Annotated in this window: 15 protein-coding genes; 8 read left to right on the forward strand and 7 right to left on the reverse strand. The window is 73.5% G+C overall.

The window, feature by feature from the left end; all coding sequences use genetic code 11:
- Window positions 1-118 precede the first annotated feature (118 nt).
- On the forward strand, window positions 119-1510 hold the full coding sequence (locus GR130_RS02840; protein ID WP_443043543.1) for an MFS transporter: 1392 nt from the start codon (window positions 119-121) through the stop codon (window positions 1508-1510).
- A 337-nt stretch (window positions 1511-1847) separates the two neighbouring features.
- Complete coding sequence (locus GR130_RS02845) at window positions 1848-2423, forward strand: hypothetical protein (RefSeq protein ID WP_159503235.1); 576 nt, start codon at window positions 1848-1850, stop codon at window positions 2421-2423.
- 61 nt (window positions 2424-2484) lie between these two features.
- Here GR130_RS02845 and GR130_RS02850 read toward each other — a convergent pair whose 3' ends face one another.
- Window positions 2485-3117, reverse strand: coding sequence for a flavin reductase family protein (locus GR130_RS02850; RefSeq protein WP_443043544.1), 633 nt, complete (start codon window positions 3115-3117; stop codon window positions 2485-2487).
- Window positions 3118-3310: 193 nt separating this feature from the next.
- On the opposite strand from GR130_RS02850, the gene GR130_RS02855 reads away from it, so the two are divergent.
- Together GR130_RS02855 and GR130_RS02860 are read left to right on the forward strand one after the other, a co-directional pair.
- Window positions 3311-3892 (forward strand): RNA polymerase sigma factor, encoded by a 582-nt coding sequence (locus tag GR130_RS02855; protein ID WP_236572723.1) that lies wholly within the window; start codon window positions 3311-3313, stop codon window positions 3890-3892.
- Window positions 3889-4497: a hypothetical protein gene (locus GR130_RS02860; RefSeq protein ID WP_159503236.1), complete on the forward strand. Its 609-nt coding sequence runs from the start codon at window positions 3889-3891 to the stop codon at window positions 4495-4497. Before GR130_RS02855 ends, GR130_RS02860 begins: the two co-directional genes overlap by 4 nt.
- A gap of 111 nt (window positions 4498-4608) precedes the next feature.
- Here GR130_RS02860 and GR130_RS02865 read toward each other — a convergent pair whose 3' ends face one another.
- Together GR130_RS02865 and GR130_RS02870 are read right to left on the reverse strand one after the other, a co-directional pair.
- Complete coding sequence (locus tag GR130_RS02865; RefSeq protein ID WP_159503237.1) at window positions 4609-5490, reverse strand: enoyl-CoA hydratase/isomerase family protein; 882 nt, start codon at window positions 5488-5490, stop codon at window positions 4609-4611.
- 73 nt (window positions 5491-5563) lie between these two features.
- The gene (locus tag GR130_RS02870; RefSeq protein ID WP_159503238.1) at window positions 5564-7819 is read right to left on the reverse strand and encodes an acetate--CoA ligase family protein; all 2256 of its coding nucleotides are present in this window, start codon (window positions 7817-7819) and stop codon (window positions 5564-5566) included.
- Between the two features lie 438 nt (window positions 7820-8257).
- Here GR130_RS02870 and GR130_RS02875 point away from each other — a divergent pair, with 438 nt between their 5' ends.
- Both GR130_RS02875 and GR130_RS02880 read left to right on the forward strand, forming a co-directional pair.
- The gene (locus tag GR130_RS02875; protein WP_443043547.1) at window positions 8258-8704 is read left to right on the forward strand and encodes a Zn-ribbon domain-containing OB-fold protein; all 447 of its coding nucleotides are present in this window, start codon (window positions 8258-8260) and stop codon (window positions 8702-8704) included.
- 147 nt (window positions 8705-8851) lie between these two features.
- Window positions 8852-9355 carry a GNAT family N-acetyltransferase gene (locus tag GR130_RS02880; protein ID WP_201305135.1) on the forward strand — a complete coding sequence of 168 codons (504 nt, stop codon included), beginning with the start codon at window positions 8852-8854 and terminating at the stop codon, window positions 9353-9355.
- 57 nt (window positions 9356-9412) lie between these two features.
- On the opposite strand, the gene GR130_RS02885 is transcribed toward GR130_RS02880, so the two are convergent.
- The 3 genes from GR130_RS02885 to GR130_RS02895 form a co-directional block, all read right to left on the reverse strand.
- Window positions 9413-10153, reverse strand: coding sequence for a pyridoxine/pyridoxamine 5'-phosphate oxidase (locus tag GR130_RS02885; RefSeq protein WP_159503240.1), 741 nt, complete (start codon window positions 10151-10153; stop codon window positions 9413-9415).
- Between the two features lies 1 nt (window position 10154).
- Window positions 10155-11486: an FAD-dependent monooxygenase gene (locus GR130_RS02890; RefSeq protein WP_159503241.1), complete on the reverse strand. Its 1332-nt coding sequence runs from the start codon at window positions 11484-11486 to the stop codon at window positions 10155-10157.
- Between the two features lie 104 nt (window positions 11487-11590).
- The gene (locus tag GR130_RS02895) at window positions 11591-12775 is read right to left on the reverse strand and encodes a thiolase C-terminal domain-containing protein (RefSeq protein WP_159503242.1); all 1185 of its coding nucleotides are present in this window, start codon (window positions 12773-12775) and stop codon (window positions 11591-11593) included.
- A gap of 236 nt (window positions 12776-13011) precedes the next feature.
- On the opposite strand from GR130_RS02895, the gene GR130_RS02900 reads away from it, so the two are divergent.
- Both GR130_RS02900 and GR130_RS02905 read left to right on the forward strand, forming a co-directional pair.
- A complete protein-coding gene (locus GR130_RS02900) occupies window positions 13012-14319 on the forward strand; it encodes an acyl-CoA dehydrogenase family protein (RefSeq protein ID WP_159503243.1) in 1308 nt (435 codons plus the stop codon).
- On the forward strand, window positions 14319-14789 hold the full coding sequence (locus tag GR130_RS02905) for a nitroreductase family deazaflavin-dependent oxidoreductase (RefSeq protein ID WP_159503244.1): 471 nt from the start codon (window positions 14319-14321) through the stop codon (window positions 14787-14789). Before GR130_RS02900 ends, GR130_RS02905 begins: the two co-directional genes overlap by 1 nt.
- A 203-nt stretch (window positions 14790-14992) precedes the next feature.
- On the opposite strand, the gene GR130_RS02910 is transcribed toward GR130_RS02905, so the two are convergent.
- Window positions 14993-15640: a TetR family transcriptional regulator gene (locus GR130_RS02910; protein WP_159503245.1), complete on the reverse strand. Its 648-nt coding sequence runs from the start codon at window positions 15638-15640 to the stop codon at window positions 14993-14995.
- Window positions 15641-15982 lie beyond the last annotated feature (342 nt).

The raw sequence follows: 15982 nt of genomic DNA on the forward strand, positions 1-15982 counted from the left end.
CGCCGGCCGGAGGGCCGGCCCGAATGGTGGGGCGCCGGCCGGAGGGCTGGCCCGAACCTTGCGGACCCTGGCCCTCCGGCCACTCGTTCGGTACGGCGGCGTCCCCGAAGCTGTCGGGGTGACCCAGACACCGCTCGATCTGCCGACAGGTGCGCCCGGCAAGGAGGTTCCCGCAGTTCCTCCGGCCGCGCCCCGACGCCTCCGCCGCCCCCACCGGGCCTGGTCCGTCGCCGCCGTCACCTTCCTGACGATCACCGGCGCGGCCGGCTTCGCCTCCCTCCCCGGGCTGCTGATCGACCCGCTGCACGACGAGTTCCACTGGTCGCGCGGCACCATCGGCTTCGCGGTGTCGGTCAATCTCGCCCTCTACGGGCTGACCGCCCCCTTCGCCGCCGCCCTCATGGACCGCTTCGGTATCCGCCGGGTGGTCGCCGCCGCGCTGACCGTGATCGCGACCGGCGCCGGACTCACCGTCTTCATGACGGCCGGCTGGCAACTGGTCCTGCTCTGGGGCGTGCTGGTGGGCCTGGGCAGCGGCTCGATGGCGCTCGCCTTCGCCGCGACCGTCACCGGCCGCTGGTTCGTGGCCCGGCGCGGACTGGTCACCGGCGTCCTCACCGCCGCCGGCGCCTCCGGCCAGTTGGTGTTCCTGCCGCTGCTCTCCTGGATCGTCGAGCGCCACGGCTGGCGCCCGGCCGCCGTCACCGTCGCCCTCGCCGCGCTCGCCGTCGTCCCCCTCGTCTGGCTGCTGCTCCGCGACCACCCGGCCGACGTGGGGGTGGCCCCGTACGGGTCCGCGGACTTCGTCCCCAAGCCGCCCCCGCAGCGCGGTGCCGCCCGCCGCGCCCTGCGGGCCCTGGCCTCGGCCGCCCTCCCCCGCTCTCGGCTTCTCCTCCACTCTCAGCTTCGTTCGAGCGGGGGGACCCCCATGCGCGGGGGGACCCCCATCGGGCCCTTCTGGCTCCTCGCGGGCACCTTCGCGATCTGCGGTGCCACGACGAACGGCCTGGTCAAGACCCACTTCGTGCCCGCCGCCCACGACCACGGCATGCCGATGACCGCGGCCGCCTCGCTCCTCGCCGTCGTCGGCGTCTTCGACATCGCGGGCACCATCGCCTCCGGCTGGTTCACCGACCGCTTCGACACCCGCCGGCTGCTCGCCGTCTACTACGCCCTGCGGGGCGTCTCCCTGATGTTCCTGCCGGTGCTCTTCGCGGACACCGTCCACCCGCCGATGATCTTCTTCATCGTCTTCTACGGCCTCGACTGGGTCGCCACCGTCCCCCCGACCATCGCCCTGTGCCGCGAGTACTACGGGGCCGACAGCGCCATCGTCTTCGGCTGGGTCCTCGCCGCCCACCAGGTGGGCGCCGCCCTCATCGCCTACCTCGGCGGCCTGGCCCGCGACGCCTTCGGCACCTACGACCCGGTGTGGTACGCCTCCGGCGCGCTGTGCGCGGTGGCGGCGCTGATGGCGGTGGTGATCCGGGGGAGGAAGGGGCAGGGATAGTGGGGGCGACGGGCCTTCTTGTGCTCGGTGACGGGGTGTCCGCATGTGCGAATGCCTCAGCAGCGGCCATACTGTTGCCGATGTGCAACACCTGGGTAGTTCCCCAGGTGATTTCCAAGGGACGGCATCAAAACGGAGACGTCGCGGCGGCTCTGGAACGAGCGAAGCGGGCCGGGTGCGAGGTGATCCCGGACAAGAACGGCCACCGGTGGGGATGGGTGGTCTGCTGCTCTTGCGGAGCGCGGCACACCGTGTCCGGCACACCCAAGAATCCCGGGAACGAGGCCAAGCGCATCGACCGGTTCGTCAGCAACCACCAGCACTGAAAGGGGTTCCCGTGCCCGAGTGGAGTTTCACCCTCCGGCTCAATCAGGCCCTCACGCCGGAGCAGGCCGACGCCTTCGACCACTGCGACGTGTTCGCCGATGGTTCCGTCTCGTATGTCCTTGGCCCTGCCGCCCCTGAGCAGTACCCCCTCCACCACCCCGACGCTTCCGAACTGAAGGAACTCTCCTGCGACGTCGAGGCGCCGACCCTGCTTGACGCCGTTGCCCAGGTCGCCCGCGACATCCGGCTCATCCCCGGCTTGCGCGCGGTTGGCGTCCGGCACGACGACCTGGTGACCCTGGGCGAAGCCGCGCAGCGCTGTGCGCGTAGCCGTCAGTCCCTGGTGCAGCTCTCGCGCGGGCAGCGCGGGCCCGGCGGCTTCCCGGAGCCGGAGGCGGGGACCGAGGGCACGGCGTTCTACTCCTGGCGCAAGATCGCCGAGTTCCTGCGCGGTATCGGCGACGGCATTCCGCCCGTCTCCCACGACCTCATCGTCGCCGACCACGCTCTGCGCCTCGCTGATGACCTCGAAGGCACGGACATTCCCCCGGGCACCCTGCGATCGCTGGGGCTGCCTGCCGCGTAGTGAGCGTTCTCGCGGGGCTGCCGTGTGGTGTCGGTGCGCAGACGGTCGGCCGGCTGGACCGTCACGTGCTCAAGTGCCCGAACGCCCCCCGGTGGAAGAGGAGGGGCCCGCGTTCGGCCGCGGCCGGGTCGGTTCCGAGGGCGGCGACCCGGCCGACGACGATGAGGTGGTCGCCGCCGGTGTGCACGGCGTGGACGGTGCAGTCGATCCAGGCGGGGACGTCCGCCAGGCGGGGGGAGCCGGTGGCGGGGGCCGGGGTGTGGCTGACGCCGGCGAACTTGTCGGCGCCGCTGACCGCGAAGGCGCGGCAGAGCGCGCCCTGTCCGGCGCCGAGGATGTTGACGCAGAAGACGCCGGCGCGGGCGATGCGCGGCCAGGTCGTCGAGGTGCGGGCGACCATGAACGCCACCAGGGGCGGGTCCAGGGAGAGGGAGGCGAAGGACTGGCAGGCGAAGCCGGCCGGGCCGCTGTCGCCCGGGGCGGTGATGATCGTGACGCCGCTCGCGAAGTGGCCCAGGACGGCGCGGAATTCGGCCGGGTCCAGGGGGGCGCGTTCGTCCTCCCGCACGGCGCGGAGAGAGGGGCGGGGGAGTGCGGTGGGGTCCTGTGCGACCGGTGGGGCCGCCTTGGTCGGTGCGCCCGCGGCCCGTAGGTAGCGCACTGCGGTGGCCGCCATTCCGGCGTGTCCCATCATGCCTGCATTGAATCTGATGCTGCGTCAGATTGGAAGGGGCGGGCGCCACCCTGAAGGGTGGTTTGGGGGGAACCGCGGGGGCGGATCAGGGGTATTCGGGGGAGCGCGGGGAGCGGCCCTGATTGGCTGCGGAGCGCACGGGTACGTCCACCTCGGTCGCGCCGTAGCCAAGCACGGGGGAGTGTTCCGGTACATGGCCGATGTGACACCGCCGGCATCCATGTCCGCCGCGTCATCCGTATCGCCCACCTTCGACGAGGTCTTCTGCGGCCTGCTGCCCCGGCTCTACCGGCGCGCGGTGATGCTGGCCGGATCGCGGCAGTCCGCGGAGGACGTGGTGCACGAGGCGTATCTGAAGCTCGCCGCCCGTCCGCAGCGCTTCCTCGCGCACCCGGAGCCGTACGCCTACGCCTTCACCGCCGTGCTCAGCGTCGCCCGGGACGCGTACCGCAAGGACCGCCGGCAGGTGCTGGTGGACGAGGTGGCGGGAGTGGAAGGGGCCGAGGACGCGGGAGCGGGCGGTGGCGGGTACGGCGGATGGGACGGCGGGGTGGCGCGGCGGCATGCGGAGCTGGAGGCGGTGCGGCTGCTGGGGCGGCTCTCGCACCGGCAGGCGGGGATCGTGATCCTCGTCGATCTGGACGGGTACACGATCGACCAGGCCGCGAAGATCATGAAGGTGCACCGCGGCACCGCGGCCCGGCACCGGGCGCGGGCCCTGGACAGGCTGCGCGCGTACCTCGTTGAATCGGAGCACGGGCAGGCCGGGAGGTGAGCGGCACGGTGGGCGCGGGGCCACGGTACGGCGACGCGGACGAGGAGGCCGCGGCGCTGCTGCGGGCGCGACTGCGGCTGGCCGACGAGCAGATCGAGACGCCGGCCGGGCTGTGGGGCCGGGTCCGGGAGCAGCCGGGCGCGGGGCGGTCCACGACGGGGGTGTGGGCGCGACGTCGCCCCCTCGCCGTCGCGCTGGCGGTGGCCGCGGCGGTGGCGGCGGTGGCGCTGGGCGTGTGGTGGCTGGTGCGGCCGGGGCCGGTGGACATCCGGCCGGCCGGACCGCCCGGGACGGTGCCGGTCACGGTCTACAACAGCGAGGAGGCATGCCGTACGGGCCGCACCCTGGAGTGCGCGCTGCGACTTGCCAAGGACCCGCACACCGCGTACGCGGCGCGCGGGAACCTCGCCGGGCGGGTCTGGCACGGCGAGGTCGTGTGGGCGCGCTGCGTGGCCTCGGACGGGCAGCTGCTGCGGGACGAGGAGGGGGTCACCTCCACCCGCTGGTACCGGGTCACCGGCGCGGGCGGGGTGTCGGGATGGCTGCCGGGGGTGCGGACCCGTAACACGCGGGAGGTGCCCGAGTGCCCGGCGGGGGCGCGGTGAGCGGTCACCGCACCCGGCAGACGGAACGCGGTCACCGGCCACGGTGGGTCGAACGCGGCCACCGGCCACGGTAGATGGGACGCGGTCACCGGCCCGGTAGGTGGGACGCGGTCACCGGCCCCGGTAGGTGGGACGGCGGCGCTCCACGAAGGAGGCGACGCCCTCCTGCGCGTCCGCCGTCGTCATGGTGAGTTCCTGGGCGGTGGCCTCGGCGGCGAAAGCCGTGCCGCGGTCGGTGTCCAGGGAGGCGTTGACCAGCGCTTTGGTGAGGGCGAGGGCGCGGGTCGGGCCGGCGGCCAGCCGCTCCGCCCACTCCCGGGCCGTCTTCGCCAACTCGCCGTCCGGCACGACCCGGTTGACCAGACCCAGGCGGGCGGCCTCGGCGGCCGGTACGGCGTCGCCGAAGAACATCAGCTCCTTGGCGCGCTGCGGGCCGATGAGCCGCGGCAGCAGATAGGCGCCGCCGCCGTCCGGGACCAGCCCGCGGCGCGCGAACACCTCGATGAACCGGGCCGATTCGGCGGCCAGCACCAGATCGCAGGCGAACGCGAGATGCGCGCCGATCCCGGCGGCGGTCCCGTTGACGGCGGCGATGACCGGCTTCTCGCAGTCCAGTACGGCGGCGATGAACCGCTGTGCGCCGTTCCGGATCATCCGCGCGACGTCGCCGGCCACCCGTGCGCCGCCGTCCGCCCCGCCGGCCGGCGGCGGGCCGCGCAGATCGGCGCCGGCGCAGAACCCCTTGCCGGTCGCGGTGATCACCACCGCCCGTACGTCCGGGTCGGCGGAGGCGTCGGCGAGCCGGCCGATGAGGCGTTCGCGCTGGTCCCAGGTGAGGGCGTTCATGGCGTCGGGGCGGTTGAGGGTCAGCCACGAGACGCCGTTGTCAGTGCTGTGCAGTATCAAGGAATCGACGGGTTCGATGGGTTCGGCGGCGGGGGCCGGGCCCTCGTCGGCGGGGGAATCGGCGCGGGAGGACGGTGCGGAGGTCATGGGGGTGTGGCTCCAGAGGAGGCAACGGAGAAGGGGCGGTGGGGGAAGGGCACTTGGCGCGGGCGCGCCGCGCTCAATGGCAGACCGCCAGCGCGTCCAGCGCCACCGCGCCCTGGCCGCGCTCCAGCACGACCAGCGGATTGATGTCCAACTCGGCCAGCTCGCCGCCGAGTTCCAGGGCCATCCGCTCCACCCTGAGGACGACCTCGACCAGGGCGTCGACATCCGCGGGCGGCGCGCCGCGTACGCCCTCCAGGAGCGCGTGGCCGCGGAGTTCGCCGAGCATCGCGCGCGCCCGGTCCTCGCCGAACGGCGGTACGCCCACCGCGATGTCCCGCAGGACTTCGACGAGCACCCCGCCCAGCCCGACGGACACGGTCGGCCCGAACAGCGGGTCGTGGGTGACGCCGACGACCATCTCGACGCCCCGCTCGACCATCTGGCAGACGAGCACGCCGTCCAGCGGCACGCCTTCGTAGCGGGCGATGTCGGTCAGCTCGCGATAGGCGTCCCTGACCTGGCTGGCCGAGGTCAACCCGACCTTGACCAGCCCGAGTTCGGTCTTGTGGGCCAGTTGCGGGCCGGAGCCCTTCATGACCACGGGATAGCCGACCAGGCTCGCCGCCCGTACGGCCGCCGCCGCGCTGGTCACCAGTTGCTCGCGTGGCACGCGGATCCCGTAGGCGCGCAGCAGCTGCTTCGCCGCGTGCTCGCTCAGCTGCTGGCCCGGCCGCATCAGCCCCTGCGCCTTCCGGAAGGAGGGGGAGAGCACCCGCGGCGCCTCGTCGAAGGGCGAGCGGTACCCGGCGGCGAAGCGGTGGTGGTCGAGGTAGGCGCGGACGGCGGTGATGCAGTTGGCGAAGGTGCGGAAGGTCGCCACGCGCGAGGAGCCGAGGAGGGTGCGGCGGTAGGCGTCCTCGGTGCCGACCGGCGAGCCCCAGACCACGCACACCTGCTTGTCCGTCTGCTCCGCCGCGTCCACCAGGTCCTGTGCCAGCTTGTCGCTCATCGGTGGGAAGGGGCCGGTGATCGGGCAGATGAGCACGCCGACGGACGGGTCGGCGAGGATCGCGTCGAGGATCTTGCGCCCGCGCCAGTCGCCGACCGGGTGGCCGCCGTTGTCGATCGGGTTGGCGACGTTGAGGTAGTCCGGTATCCACTGGTGGAGTTCGGCCTGCTTGGCGTCGGACAGGGTCGGCAGCCGCAGGCCCGCCGCGGTGGCCAGATCGGAGAAGTGGGCGCCGGTGCCGCCGGAGATCGAGTAGACGGCGATGCCCTCGGCGGTGGGCTTCCGGGCGCGGGCCAGCAGTGCCGCGGTGTCCTGGAGCTCGTCGAGCCCGTCCACCCGGATCACGCCGAACTGCCGCATCGCGGCGTCCACCACCTCGTCCGCACCGGTGAGCTTGCCGGTGTGCGAGGCGGCCATACGGGCGCCGGTCTCGGTGCGGCCGACCTTGACGACGACCACCGGCACCTTGTTGCGGGCGGCGCGGTCGGCGGCGAGCAGAAAGCCGCGGCCGTCCTTGAGCCCTTCCACATACGCGGCGATCGCCCCGACCTCGGGACGCGCGGCGAAGTAGGAGAGGAAGTCGGCGGTCTCCAGATCGGCCTCGTTGCCCGTCGGGGCCCAGTGCGAGAGGCGGATGCCCAGCTCCTGGAGGGTGAAGACGGGCCGTCCCTGGTGGCCTGACTGCGTGATCAGCGCGATGGCCGGACCGTCCAGATCGTCGCGGAACTTCTCGAAGGCGTTGAGGTTGGTGTTCGGCCCGAGGAGCCGCAGGCCGGAGCGTTCGACGGCCTCGGCGAGCCGGTCCTGGGCGGCGGCCCCGTCCGCGCCGGTCTCGGCGAAGCCGGAGGCGAAGGCCACCGCGAACTTCACCTTGGCCTCGGCCAGTTGCTCGATGACCGGCAGCGGGTCGCCGACCAGCAGCACGGCGAGGTCGACGGCTTCGGGCAGGTCGGCGACGGTGGCGTGGCAGGCCCGGCCGAAGACCTGCTCGCGTCCGGGGTTGACCGGGTGGAGCCGGGCGCCGACCCGCTCCGCCCAGGCGATGAGCTGGCGCGTGATGCCGGTGTTGGGCCGGCCTTCGCTGTCCGAGGCGCCGATCACCGCCACGGACTCGGGCCGGAAGAAGCGGTCCAGGTCGGGGACGGGGGCGCGCAGCGGACGGCCGCTGACGTCGCGGTCGACGGCGCCGTCGCCGGGCCGCCCGGCGTCGCCCCGTGGGTCGGTCATGCTGTGGACGGTGTGGGGGGGTTGCTCCCCGCAGGCCACGACACGGGCCGGCCGGGAGTGCGTGGTGAGGGTGCCGTGAGTCGATCCAAGCATCGCAGACGCCCGCTCCTGTGTGACGGCTCTCGTTGACTGCACTGCGCGCCGCACCGCACACCGCACCGCGTGCGCGCACCGGTCAGCCCGCGCTGCACACCGCGCGCTGGCGCACCGCACCGCACTGCTCCCGCTCCGTGCGCGGCGGATAGCTGACGCATAGTCAGATTACTGAACTGACGGCATGTCAGGAATGGGGCTGCACGGTAAAGCTTCGCGCGCGGGTCCATCGGGGCCGGGCCGGTGCGCTTCGGGCGGCTCGCGACCCCGGCCCCTTGCGCGCCCGGCCGTCCATCCGCTGAACTGACGTACCGTCAGGGTTGACCCGGGACGTGAACAGCGGTGCGCGCTGGGGGTGTGCGGATGAGTGCGGGACGGACGAGTACGGGACGTGCGGGGAGCCCGGCCGGGGCGGCAGGCGCCGCCGGGAGTGCGGTGGTGCGGTCCGATCTGCCGGAGGCGGACGCCTTCACCCGGACCTACTGGGACGCCGCGGCCGCGGGGCGGCTGCTGCTGCGCCGGTGCCGGGCCGCGGGGTGCGGGGCGGTCCACCACTACCCGCGCGAGTTCTGCCCGCGCTGCTGGAGCGAGGACGTCGGCTGGGAGCCGGCGTGCGGCCGCGCCACCCTCTACACCTGGTCCGTCGTGCACCGCAACGACCTCCCGCCCTTCGGTGACCGGGTCCCGTACGTGGCGGCCGTGGTCGAACTCGCCGAAGGCCCGCGGATGATGACCGAGGTGACGGACTGCGCGGCGGCGGACCTCCGGATCGGGATGCCGCTCACGGTGCACTTCCGCACGGACCCCCCGGACTCGCGCGAGGAAGCGGCGGCGGGCGGCGGCGGGTACGCGGTCCCGGTCTTCCGGCCGGCGCACGTCGGGTGAGCGAGACGGCACGGGCGGCGGGCCGGCGGCCTGGAGGCCCGCGGTAATCCGGTGGCGGCCCCGCCCGGTCCGCGGCACGCTGTTCCGGTGCCGAACCCATCCGAGCCGAACCCGCCCGCACCGACCCCGTCCGTGCCGACCGCATCCCTGCCGACCGCACCCGTACTGATCCGCGAAGCGACCGCCGCCGACTGGCCCGCCGTCTGGCCGTTCTTCCGGGACATCGTGCGGGCCGGGGAGACCTACACCTATCCGCGCGACATCGACGAGCCGGCGGCCCGCGCGAGCTGGATGCTGGAGCCGCCCGGCCGTACGGTCGTCGCCGTCGACGACTCCGGGGCGGTGCTGGGCTCGGCGAAGATGAACCCCAACCACTTCGGCGGCGCCGGGCACATCGCCAGCGCCAGCTTCATGGTCGACCCGCGGTACCGCCGGCGCGGCACCGGACGGGCCCTGGGCGAGCACGTCCTGGCCTGGGCCCGCGCCGAGGGCTACCGGGCGATGCAGTTCAACGCCGTCGTGGAGACCAACACCGGCGCCGTCGCCCTCTGGCGGTCCCTCGGCTTCACGATCATGACGACGCTGCCCGAGGGCTTCCACCACCCCACCCAGGGGTATGTGGGGCTGCACATCATGTACCAGCAGCTGTAGGCCCTGACGGCGGCGCTCCCGTAGGCCGCCGCCCCGTTACGTCCCCACGCCACACCCTCACGGCCAGAGCAGCTCCCGCTCCCAACCACCCTCCGTACGACGGTAGTCGAGCCGTACGTGGCGCCGCCGGGCATCGCCCTGGAAGAACTCCACCTCATCGGCGCGCAGGACGTACAGCGTCCAGCTCGGGACCGGTGCGTCCGGTTCGCGGCGGGCGCGCTCCCAGGCGGCGTCCGAGGCGCGGGCCAGTTCCTCGGTCGAGCCGAGCACCTCGCTCTGGTGGCCGACCAGCGCCGCCGCCAGCGCGCCGGTCGAGCGGTGGTGCAGATCGGCCGCGCTCTCCTCCGGGCCGGCCGCGGTCACCGTGCCGCGGATCCGTACCTGGCGGCCGACCGCCGCCCAGTAGAAGCCGAGCGCGGCCCGCGGTCGGGCGGCCAGTTCGCGGCCCTTGCGGCTGCCGCGGTGGGTGCCGAAGTGCCAGCCCCGCTCGTCGGCGTCGTGCAGCATCAGGGTCCGTACGGAGGGGTCGCCGGCCTCGTCCGCCGTCGCCAGGGTCATGGTGTGCGGCTCGGGAACACCGGCCTCGGCGGCCTCCCGCAGCCACCGCCGGAAGAGCGGCAGCGGCTCGGCGGGCGCCTGCCCGGGGTCGAACGACGGCAGTTCGCACTCCCAGACCCGCAGCCCGCGCAGCAGCTCGCGGAAGGCGTCCGCGGCGGCGGCCCCCTCCGTCGCGGCCTCGGGGGAGGGCCGGCCGGCGGGGCGGGGCGAGCGGTCGGGGTGCGCGTGGTGATCGGCCATGTCAGGCAGCGTACGTGGGCCGCGCGGGAGGGGCCGCGGCCACCGGCGGCAGCGAGTAGTCCTTGAGCGTGATCGCGTGGGCGCCGCGCTGCACGTCCTCGGCGACCTTCCGTGCGACCCAGTCCTTCCAGGGCATGTGCGGCAGCATCCGCAGCATCAGATGCCGGAGCCGGATCCGCCACCAGGTCGGCGGCGTCATCTCGCGGGCGAACTTCTCCGCCAGCGCGTGATTGACCGCGACATAGCCGCGCATCTCCGCCTCGTAGCGCGCGAACGCCACCGTCGGCTCGCCGCCGGCCGCCGCCAGCTCCCCGGCGAGTACGTACGCGCCGACCAGCGCCATCCCCGTGCCCTGCCCCGAGGCGGGCGAGGCGCAGTGCGCGGCGTCGCCGAGCAGTACGACCGGCCCGCGGGACCAGCGGTCCATCTGGACGAGGTGGAGGCCGTCGAAGTACAAGTCGTCGGCCTCGCGGGCCGCTTCCAGCAGCCGGGGGATCTGCCAGCCGTCGCCCGCGAACGCGCCGTCCAGCAGGTCGAGCTGGCGCTCGGTGTCCCGGTGGTCGTACTCCAGCCGCGGGGAGCGGAAACCGAGCAGGCCCTTGGCACCCGGCTCTCCGGCCGAGTGGTAGACGCAGGTCAGCTTGCCGGGCAGGGCGTGGTACAACTCCTCGCGGTCCAGGGAGAGTTCGTTCTCCATCGAGAAGGCCGAGAGGTACCCGCCGAGGTGCCGCAGGAAGCGCTCCTCGGGGCCGAAGGCGAGCCGCCGGACGGTGGAGTGCAGCCCGTCGGCGCCCACGACCAGGTCGAAGCGGCGGGTCGCGCCCCGCTCGAAGGTGACCTCGACGCCGCGCTCCCCGCTGCCCGTGAGCGGTGTCAGGGACGTGATCGAGTCGCCGAAGAGGTACGCGACGTCCGCCCGGGTCCGTTCGTGGAGGATCTGCACCAGCCTGCCGCGCATGATCTCGTCGTCGCGGCCGACGCGGGCGCCGAAGATGTCGGCGGGGAGGGTGGCGATCCGTTTGCCGCTGCCGTTCACGTAGGCGCCGGTCCGCATGTCCGCACTGGAGCGCTGGATGTCCTCCAGGATCCCCATCCGCTCGGCGACGTCGATGGCCGCGCCCCGGATGTCGACCTTGTAGCCGCCGGTCCGTAGCGCGGGGGCGCGCTCCACGACGGTGACCGCGAAGCCGTAGCGGTGCAGCCAGTAGGCGAGCGCCGGGCCGGCGATACCGGCCCCGGAGATCAGCACGGTCCGCACGGAGGGGATGGGCTGAGCGGACGTGACCGGCTGAACTGGCCGGGAGGCGCGGGGCGTTGCGTCGGTGCCGGGCATGGCGGATTCCCTCCGGACGGTGGTGCTCCTGGGCGGTGGCGGCTTGCGAGCACGACTGTACAGGCGTCTTAGACGCTTGTCTATGACGCCTGTATAGATTCTGCCTACCCCCGCCCGAGCACCACCGTCCCCGACGAGCAGAACCAGCCGCCCGTACCGGAGGCCACCGCGAGCTGCGGCAGGCCGCCGCCGGGTTTCCGTACCTGCCGGCCCGGGCCGGACTCGCCGCGCAGCTGGCGTACCGCCTCGACCAGCAGGAACAGTCCGCGCATCCCCGGGTGGCAGGCGGCCAGCCCACCGCCGTCGGTGTTCACCGGCAGCTCGCCGTCCCGCAGCAGACGCCCCTTCCCGACGAACGCGCCGCCCTCCCCCTTGGCGCAGAAGCCCAGGTCCTCCAGGGTCACCAGGGTCATATAGGTGAAGGCGTCGTAGATCTCGGCGAGGTCGATCTCCGAGGGGCGGACGCCGGCGCGTTCGAAGGCCAGCCGGCCGGAGACGGCGGCCGGGGAGACGGTGAAGTCGTCCCACTCCGACATGGTGGTGTGCGAGACGGCGGTGCCCGAACCGAGCACCCAGACCGGGGGCTTGGCCAGGTCGGGCACACGGTCCTCGGCGACCAGCAGTACCGCGCAGCCGCCGTCGGAGCGGATGCAGCAGTGCAGCTTGGTGAACGGGTCGGCGATCATCGGGCCGGAGAGCGCCTCGTCGACGGTGATCGGTGTGCGGTACAGGGCGTCCGGGTTCGTCGCCGCGTTGGTGCGCGCCTGGACGGCTATCTGGGCCAGCTGTTCCAGGGTCGTCCCGTACTGGTGCATGTGGCGGCGGGCGGCCATCGCGTACTTGGCGATCAGGGTGTGCCCGTAGGGGACCTCGAACTGGAGCGGGCCGCGGGCGCCGAAGGAGAGGTTGGCGGTGCGGCGCCGCGCCTTGATGTCGGCGCGGGCGGTGGAGCCGTAGACCAGCAGCACGGCGTCGGCCCGGCCGGCGGCGATCGCGTCGGCGGCGTGCGCGGCCATCACTTCCCAGGTCGCACCGCCGACCGAGGTGGAGTCGACCCAGGTGGGGCGCAGGCCCAGGTATTCCGCGACCTCGATGGGCGCGAGGGTGCCGAGGCCCGCCGAGGCGAAGCCGTCGATCACCGAGCGGTCGAGGCCGGAGTCGGCGAGCGCCCGGCGGGCGGCCTGGGCGTGCAGGGCGTAGGGGGTGGCCGCGTCCACGCGTCCGCAGTCGGACAGGGCGACTCCGGCGACGGCGACCTTGCGGTTCCGGGAAAGGGTCCCTGACGTCATGAATCTGACGGTACATCAGATATGGCGGGGCGGGCAGAGCGCGTTCCGGAGGGTGCGTACCGGGGGCGCGGAGGGCGAGGACGGCCGGGAAAGTCCGTCCGGGACTGGGAAACTGCGGGCGGCCTCCTTACCATGACGCCCCGTCAGATCGCCTGCTGGCGCACCACGTCAGAGCCTGCGCCGCACGTCCCGCCCGACCGGGCGGGCGGTAGCGCACGGCCGGGAGGAGCCCGCCGATGGATGCCGCGTTCACCGAGGAGCAGGACGAGATCCGCCGCACCCTGCGCGAACTGCTGCGCAAACGCTGCGGTCCGGACGAGGTCAAGGCGGCGGTACGCACCCCGGAGGGCCATGACGCCGGGCTGTGGCGGCAACTCGCCCGGCAGCTCGGGCTGCCCGGACTGGCCCTGCCCACCGCGTATGGCGGGGTCGGCTGCGGGCCCACCGAACTCGCCCTGGCCTGCGAGGAAACCGGCCGCGTCGTGCTTCCCTCGCCGCTGATCGCCACCGCCGTACTGGCCGCCCCGCTGATCCTGGCGCTCGGCAGCGCACGCCAGCGCGCCGAGCTGCTGCCCGCCCTCGCCGCCGGGGAGCTGACCGCCACCCTCGCCGTACCGGGCGGGCGGCTGGCCACCGCGCTGGCGCTGACCGGGCCCAACGACGGCGACTGGGCGGGCGGCGGCCGGGCCGGTGGGATCCAGGCGCGGTCGCCGCAGCCGCCGCCGTCGCCGGGTGGCGGTGCGGGCTGGCGGCTCTACGGGGAGGCCGGGCAGGTCCTCGACGGGCACACCGCCGATGTGCTGGTGGTCGCCGCGCACACGGGCGGGTTCGCGTGCAGCCGCACCCGGCTCTTCGTCGTACGGGCGCAGGGGCCGGACGGGGCCGCGGCGCCCGGTCTGCTGCGGACCCGGCAGACCGCGATGGACGAGACCCGGCCGCAGGCGCGGATCGAACTCCGCGACGTGGCCGCCGAGTTGCTGGGCGAGGGGGCGGGCGAGGCGGGCCGGGAGCCGGGCGGGGAGGGTGCCGGGGTGGCCGGGGCGCTGGCCGCCACCGGGGCGTCGGCGGCCGCGGCGCTGGCCGCCGAGGCGGTCGGCGCGGCCGACGCGGCGCTGGCCCGTACGGTCGGCTACGTACAGGAACGCACCCAGTTCGGCCGGCCGATCGGCTCCTTCCAGGCCGTGCAGCACCGGCTCGCGGACCTGTACGTGGCGGTGCAGGCGGCCCGCTCGGCGGCGTACTACGCGGCCTGGGCGGCGGGCGGCGGACGGACCGGGGAGGCCGACGGGCCCGGTGTGGGTGCACTGGCGCTCGCCCAGGCGCTGGAGGCGCTGCGCGCGGTGGCGGCCGAGGCGGTGCAGCTGCACGGCGGGATCGGCTTCACCTGGGAGCACGACGCGCACCTCTACTTCAAGCGGGCGGCCTGCGACGAGCTGCTGCTGGGGCCGGTGCACCGGCTGCGGGCCCGGGCCGCCGAACAGGCCGGCCTGTTCGCGGACGCGGACGGGGCGCCGCGCGCGGTCCGAGCGGTGGCCGGCGCCTGATGCCCACGGGAGAGCGGCTGGTGCAGCGGGTCTCCGCGACCCGGACCTTCGCGCGGATCGCGCCGCACGTCGTCCCCGCGCTGGACCGCGCCGTCCACCGGCTGACCCGCGGGCGGGTGCTGCTCAGCGCCCGGATGCTGCCCGGTGCGGTCCTGACCGCGACCGGTGCCAGGAGCGGGCGGCCGCGGCGCACCCCGCTGGCCTGCCTGCCGCAGGACGACGGCGGCTGGCTGCTGATCGGCAGCAACTTCGGGCGGCCGGGGCATCCGGCCTGGACCGGAAACCTCCTCAAGAACCCGGAGGCGGAGGTGAGTTGGCGGGGCCGGGACATTCCGGTGCGGGCCCGGCTGCTCACGGGGGAGGAGCGGGCGCGGGCCTGGCGGGCGGCACGGGACCGCTGGCCGCCGTACGCCGCCTATCAGGCGCGGGTGGCGCGGGAGATCAGGCTGTTCCGGCTGGACCGGCGCTGACCTGCCGGCGCTCGACGGGCCGCCATACACGCGCAGCGGGCGCCGTACGGACCCCGGAGGGGCGGTCGGCACCCGCTGCGTGCGCGAAACGGCTATGGCAGGACGGACTCAGGACGGAGGGCGAACTGTCCCGGAAACACCGGGACATCGAGGCAGGCGGGCTCTCGACGCGACCGGTTCGATCCGGTATCCGGCAATCCCGGTTACTTGGTCGGCTTCTTACCGGTGACGCCGAAGTGCACCAGCAGGGCCAGATTCGGCCTGAGGTCGGCCTGCTTGACGCCCCAGCTCTGGAAGCCCTTCTGGTGTCCGGCGACCGCCGCCAGCATCGCGACGATCGAGCCGGCCATGGCCGCCGGGCTGACGTCCTTGTCGACCTTGCCCTTGCTCTGGAGTTCCTGGATGGAGTCCGTAAGGGAGTTGGTGACCGCGTTGAGGATCTTCATGCGGATCTTGTAGAACCGCTTGTCGCCCTCGGCCGCACCCAGGTCGATCACGCGCAGAATCGCGTCGTGCTTGCGCCAGAAGGAGAGGAAGCCGTCGACCAGCTCCTCCGCAGCCTGCCAGCCGGACTTGCCCACCCAGGAGCGTTCGGCGACCAGATCGGTCAGACTTGCGCCTTCTTTGGCCATCTCCTCGGCGATTTCGAGGACGGCGCCTTCCACATCGGGGAAGTACTGATAGAACGTTGCGGGCGAAGTGCCCGCTTTGCGGGCCACATCGATGACTTTGACGTCCCGATAGGGGGACGAACTGAGCATTTCGCTGAGGCAGTCGAGAAGCTTTTGCCGCGTCGCCTGTCCGCGGCGGCCGGCAACTCTGCCGTCGACGGTTCGAACTTGTCCTGTCATGCCGTCAGCTTACCGAGGGGTGATCGGAGCGCGATTTGGCTGCCTGCAAATGGGGACGGGGGAGTTCGGGGCTTCGAGTCCTCGTTGCCGCCCTGATAACGGGCCTGATCGCGGCCCGGATCGGCAGGGCGTCCATTGGTCCGATCCAGTGAATGGTGTTATCAACAGGCTGTGGACAACTTCGGTGGACAACGCCCGCCGCTCCGACGACAAGTGTGCGCCCGGGGTGGCTCGTTGGGGCTCCGCACCCTTTGTGGGGGCGGCGTCCACCGCGCGGCAGTCGAGCATGAATCGCCCCTGCGTTCGAATCCTGACCGCGCGGGACGCGTATCCCACGGCTAG

Origin of the sequence: Streptomyces sp. GS7 (assembly GCF_009834125.1) — a bacterium.
In the GTDB taxonomy this organism is placed as follows: Bacteria; Actinomycetota; Actinomycetes; order Streptomycetales; family Streptomycetaceae; genus Streptomyces.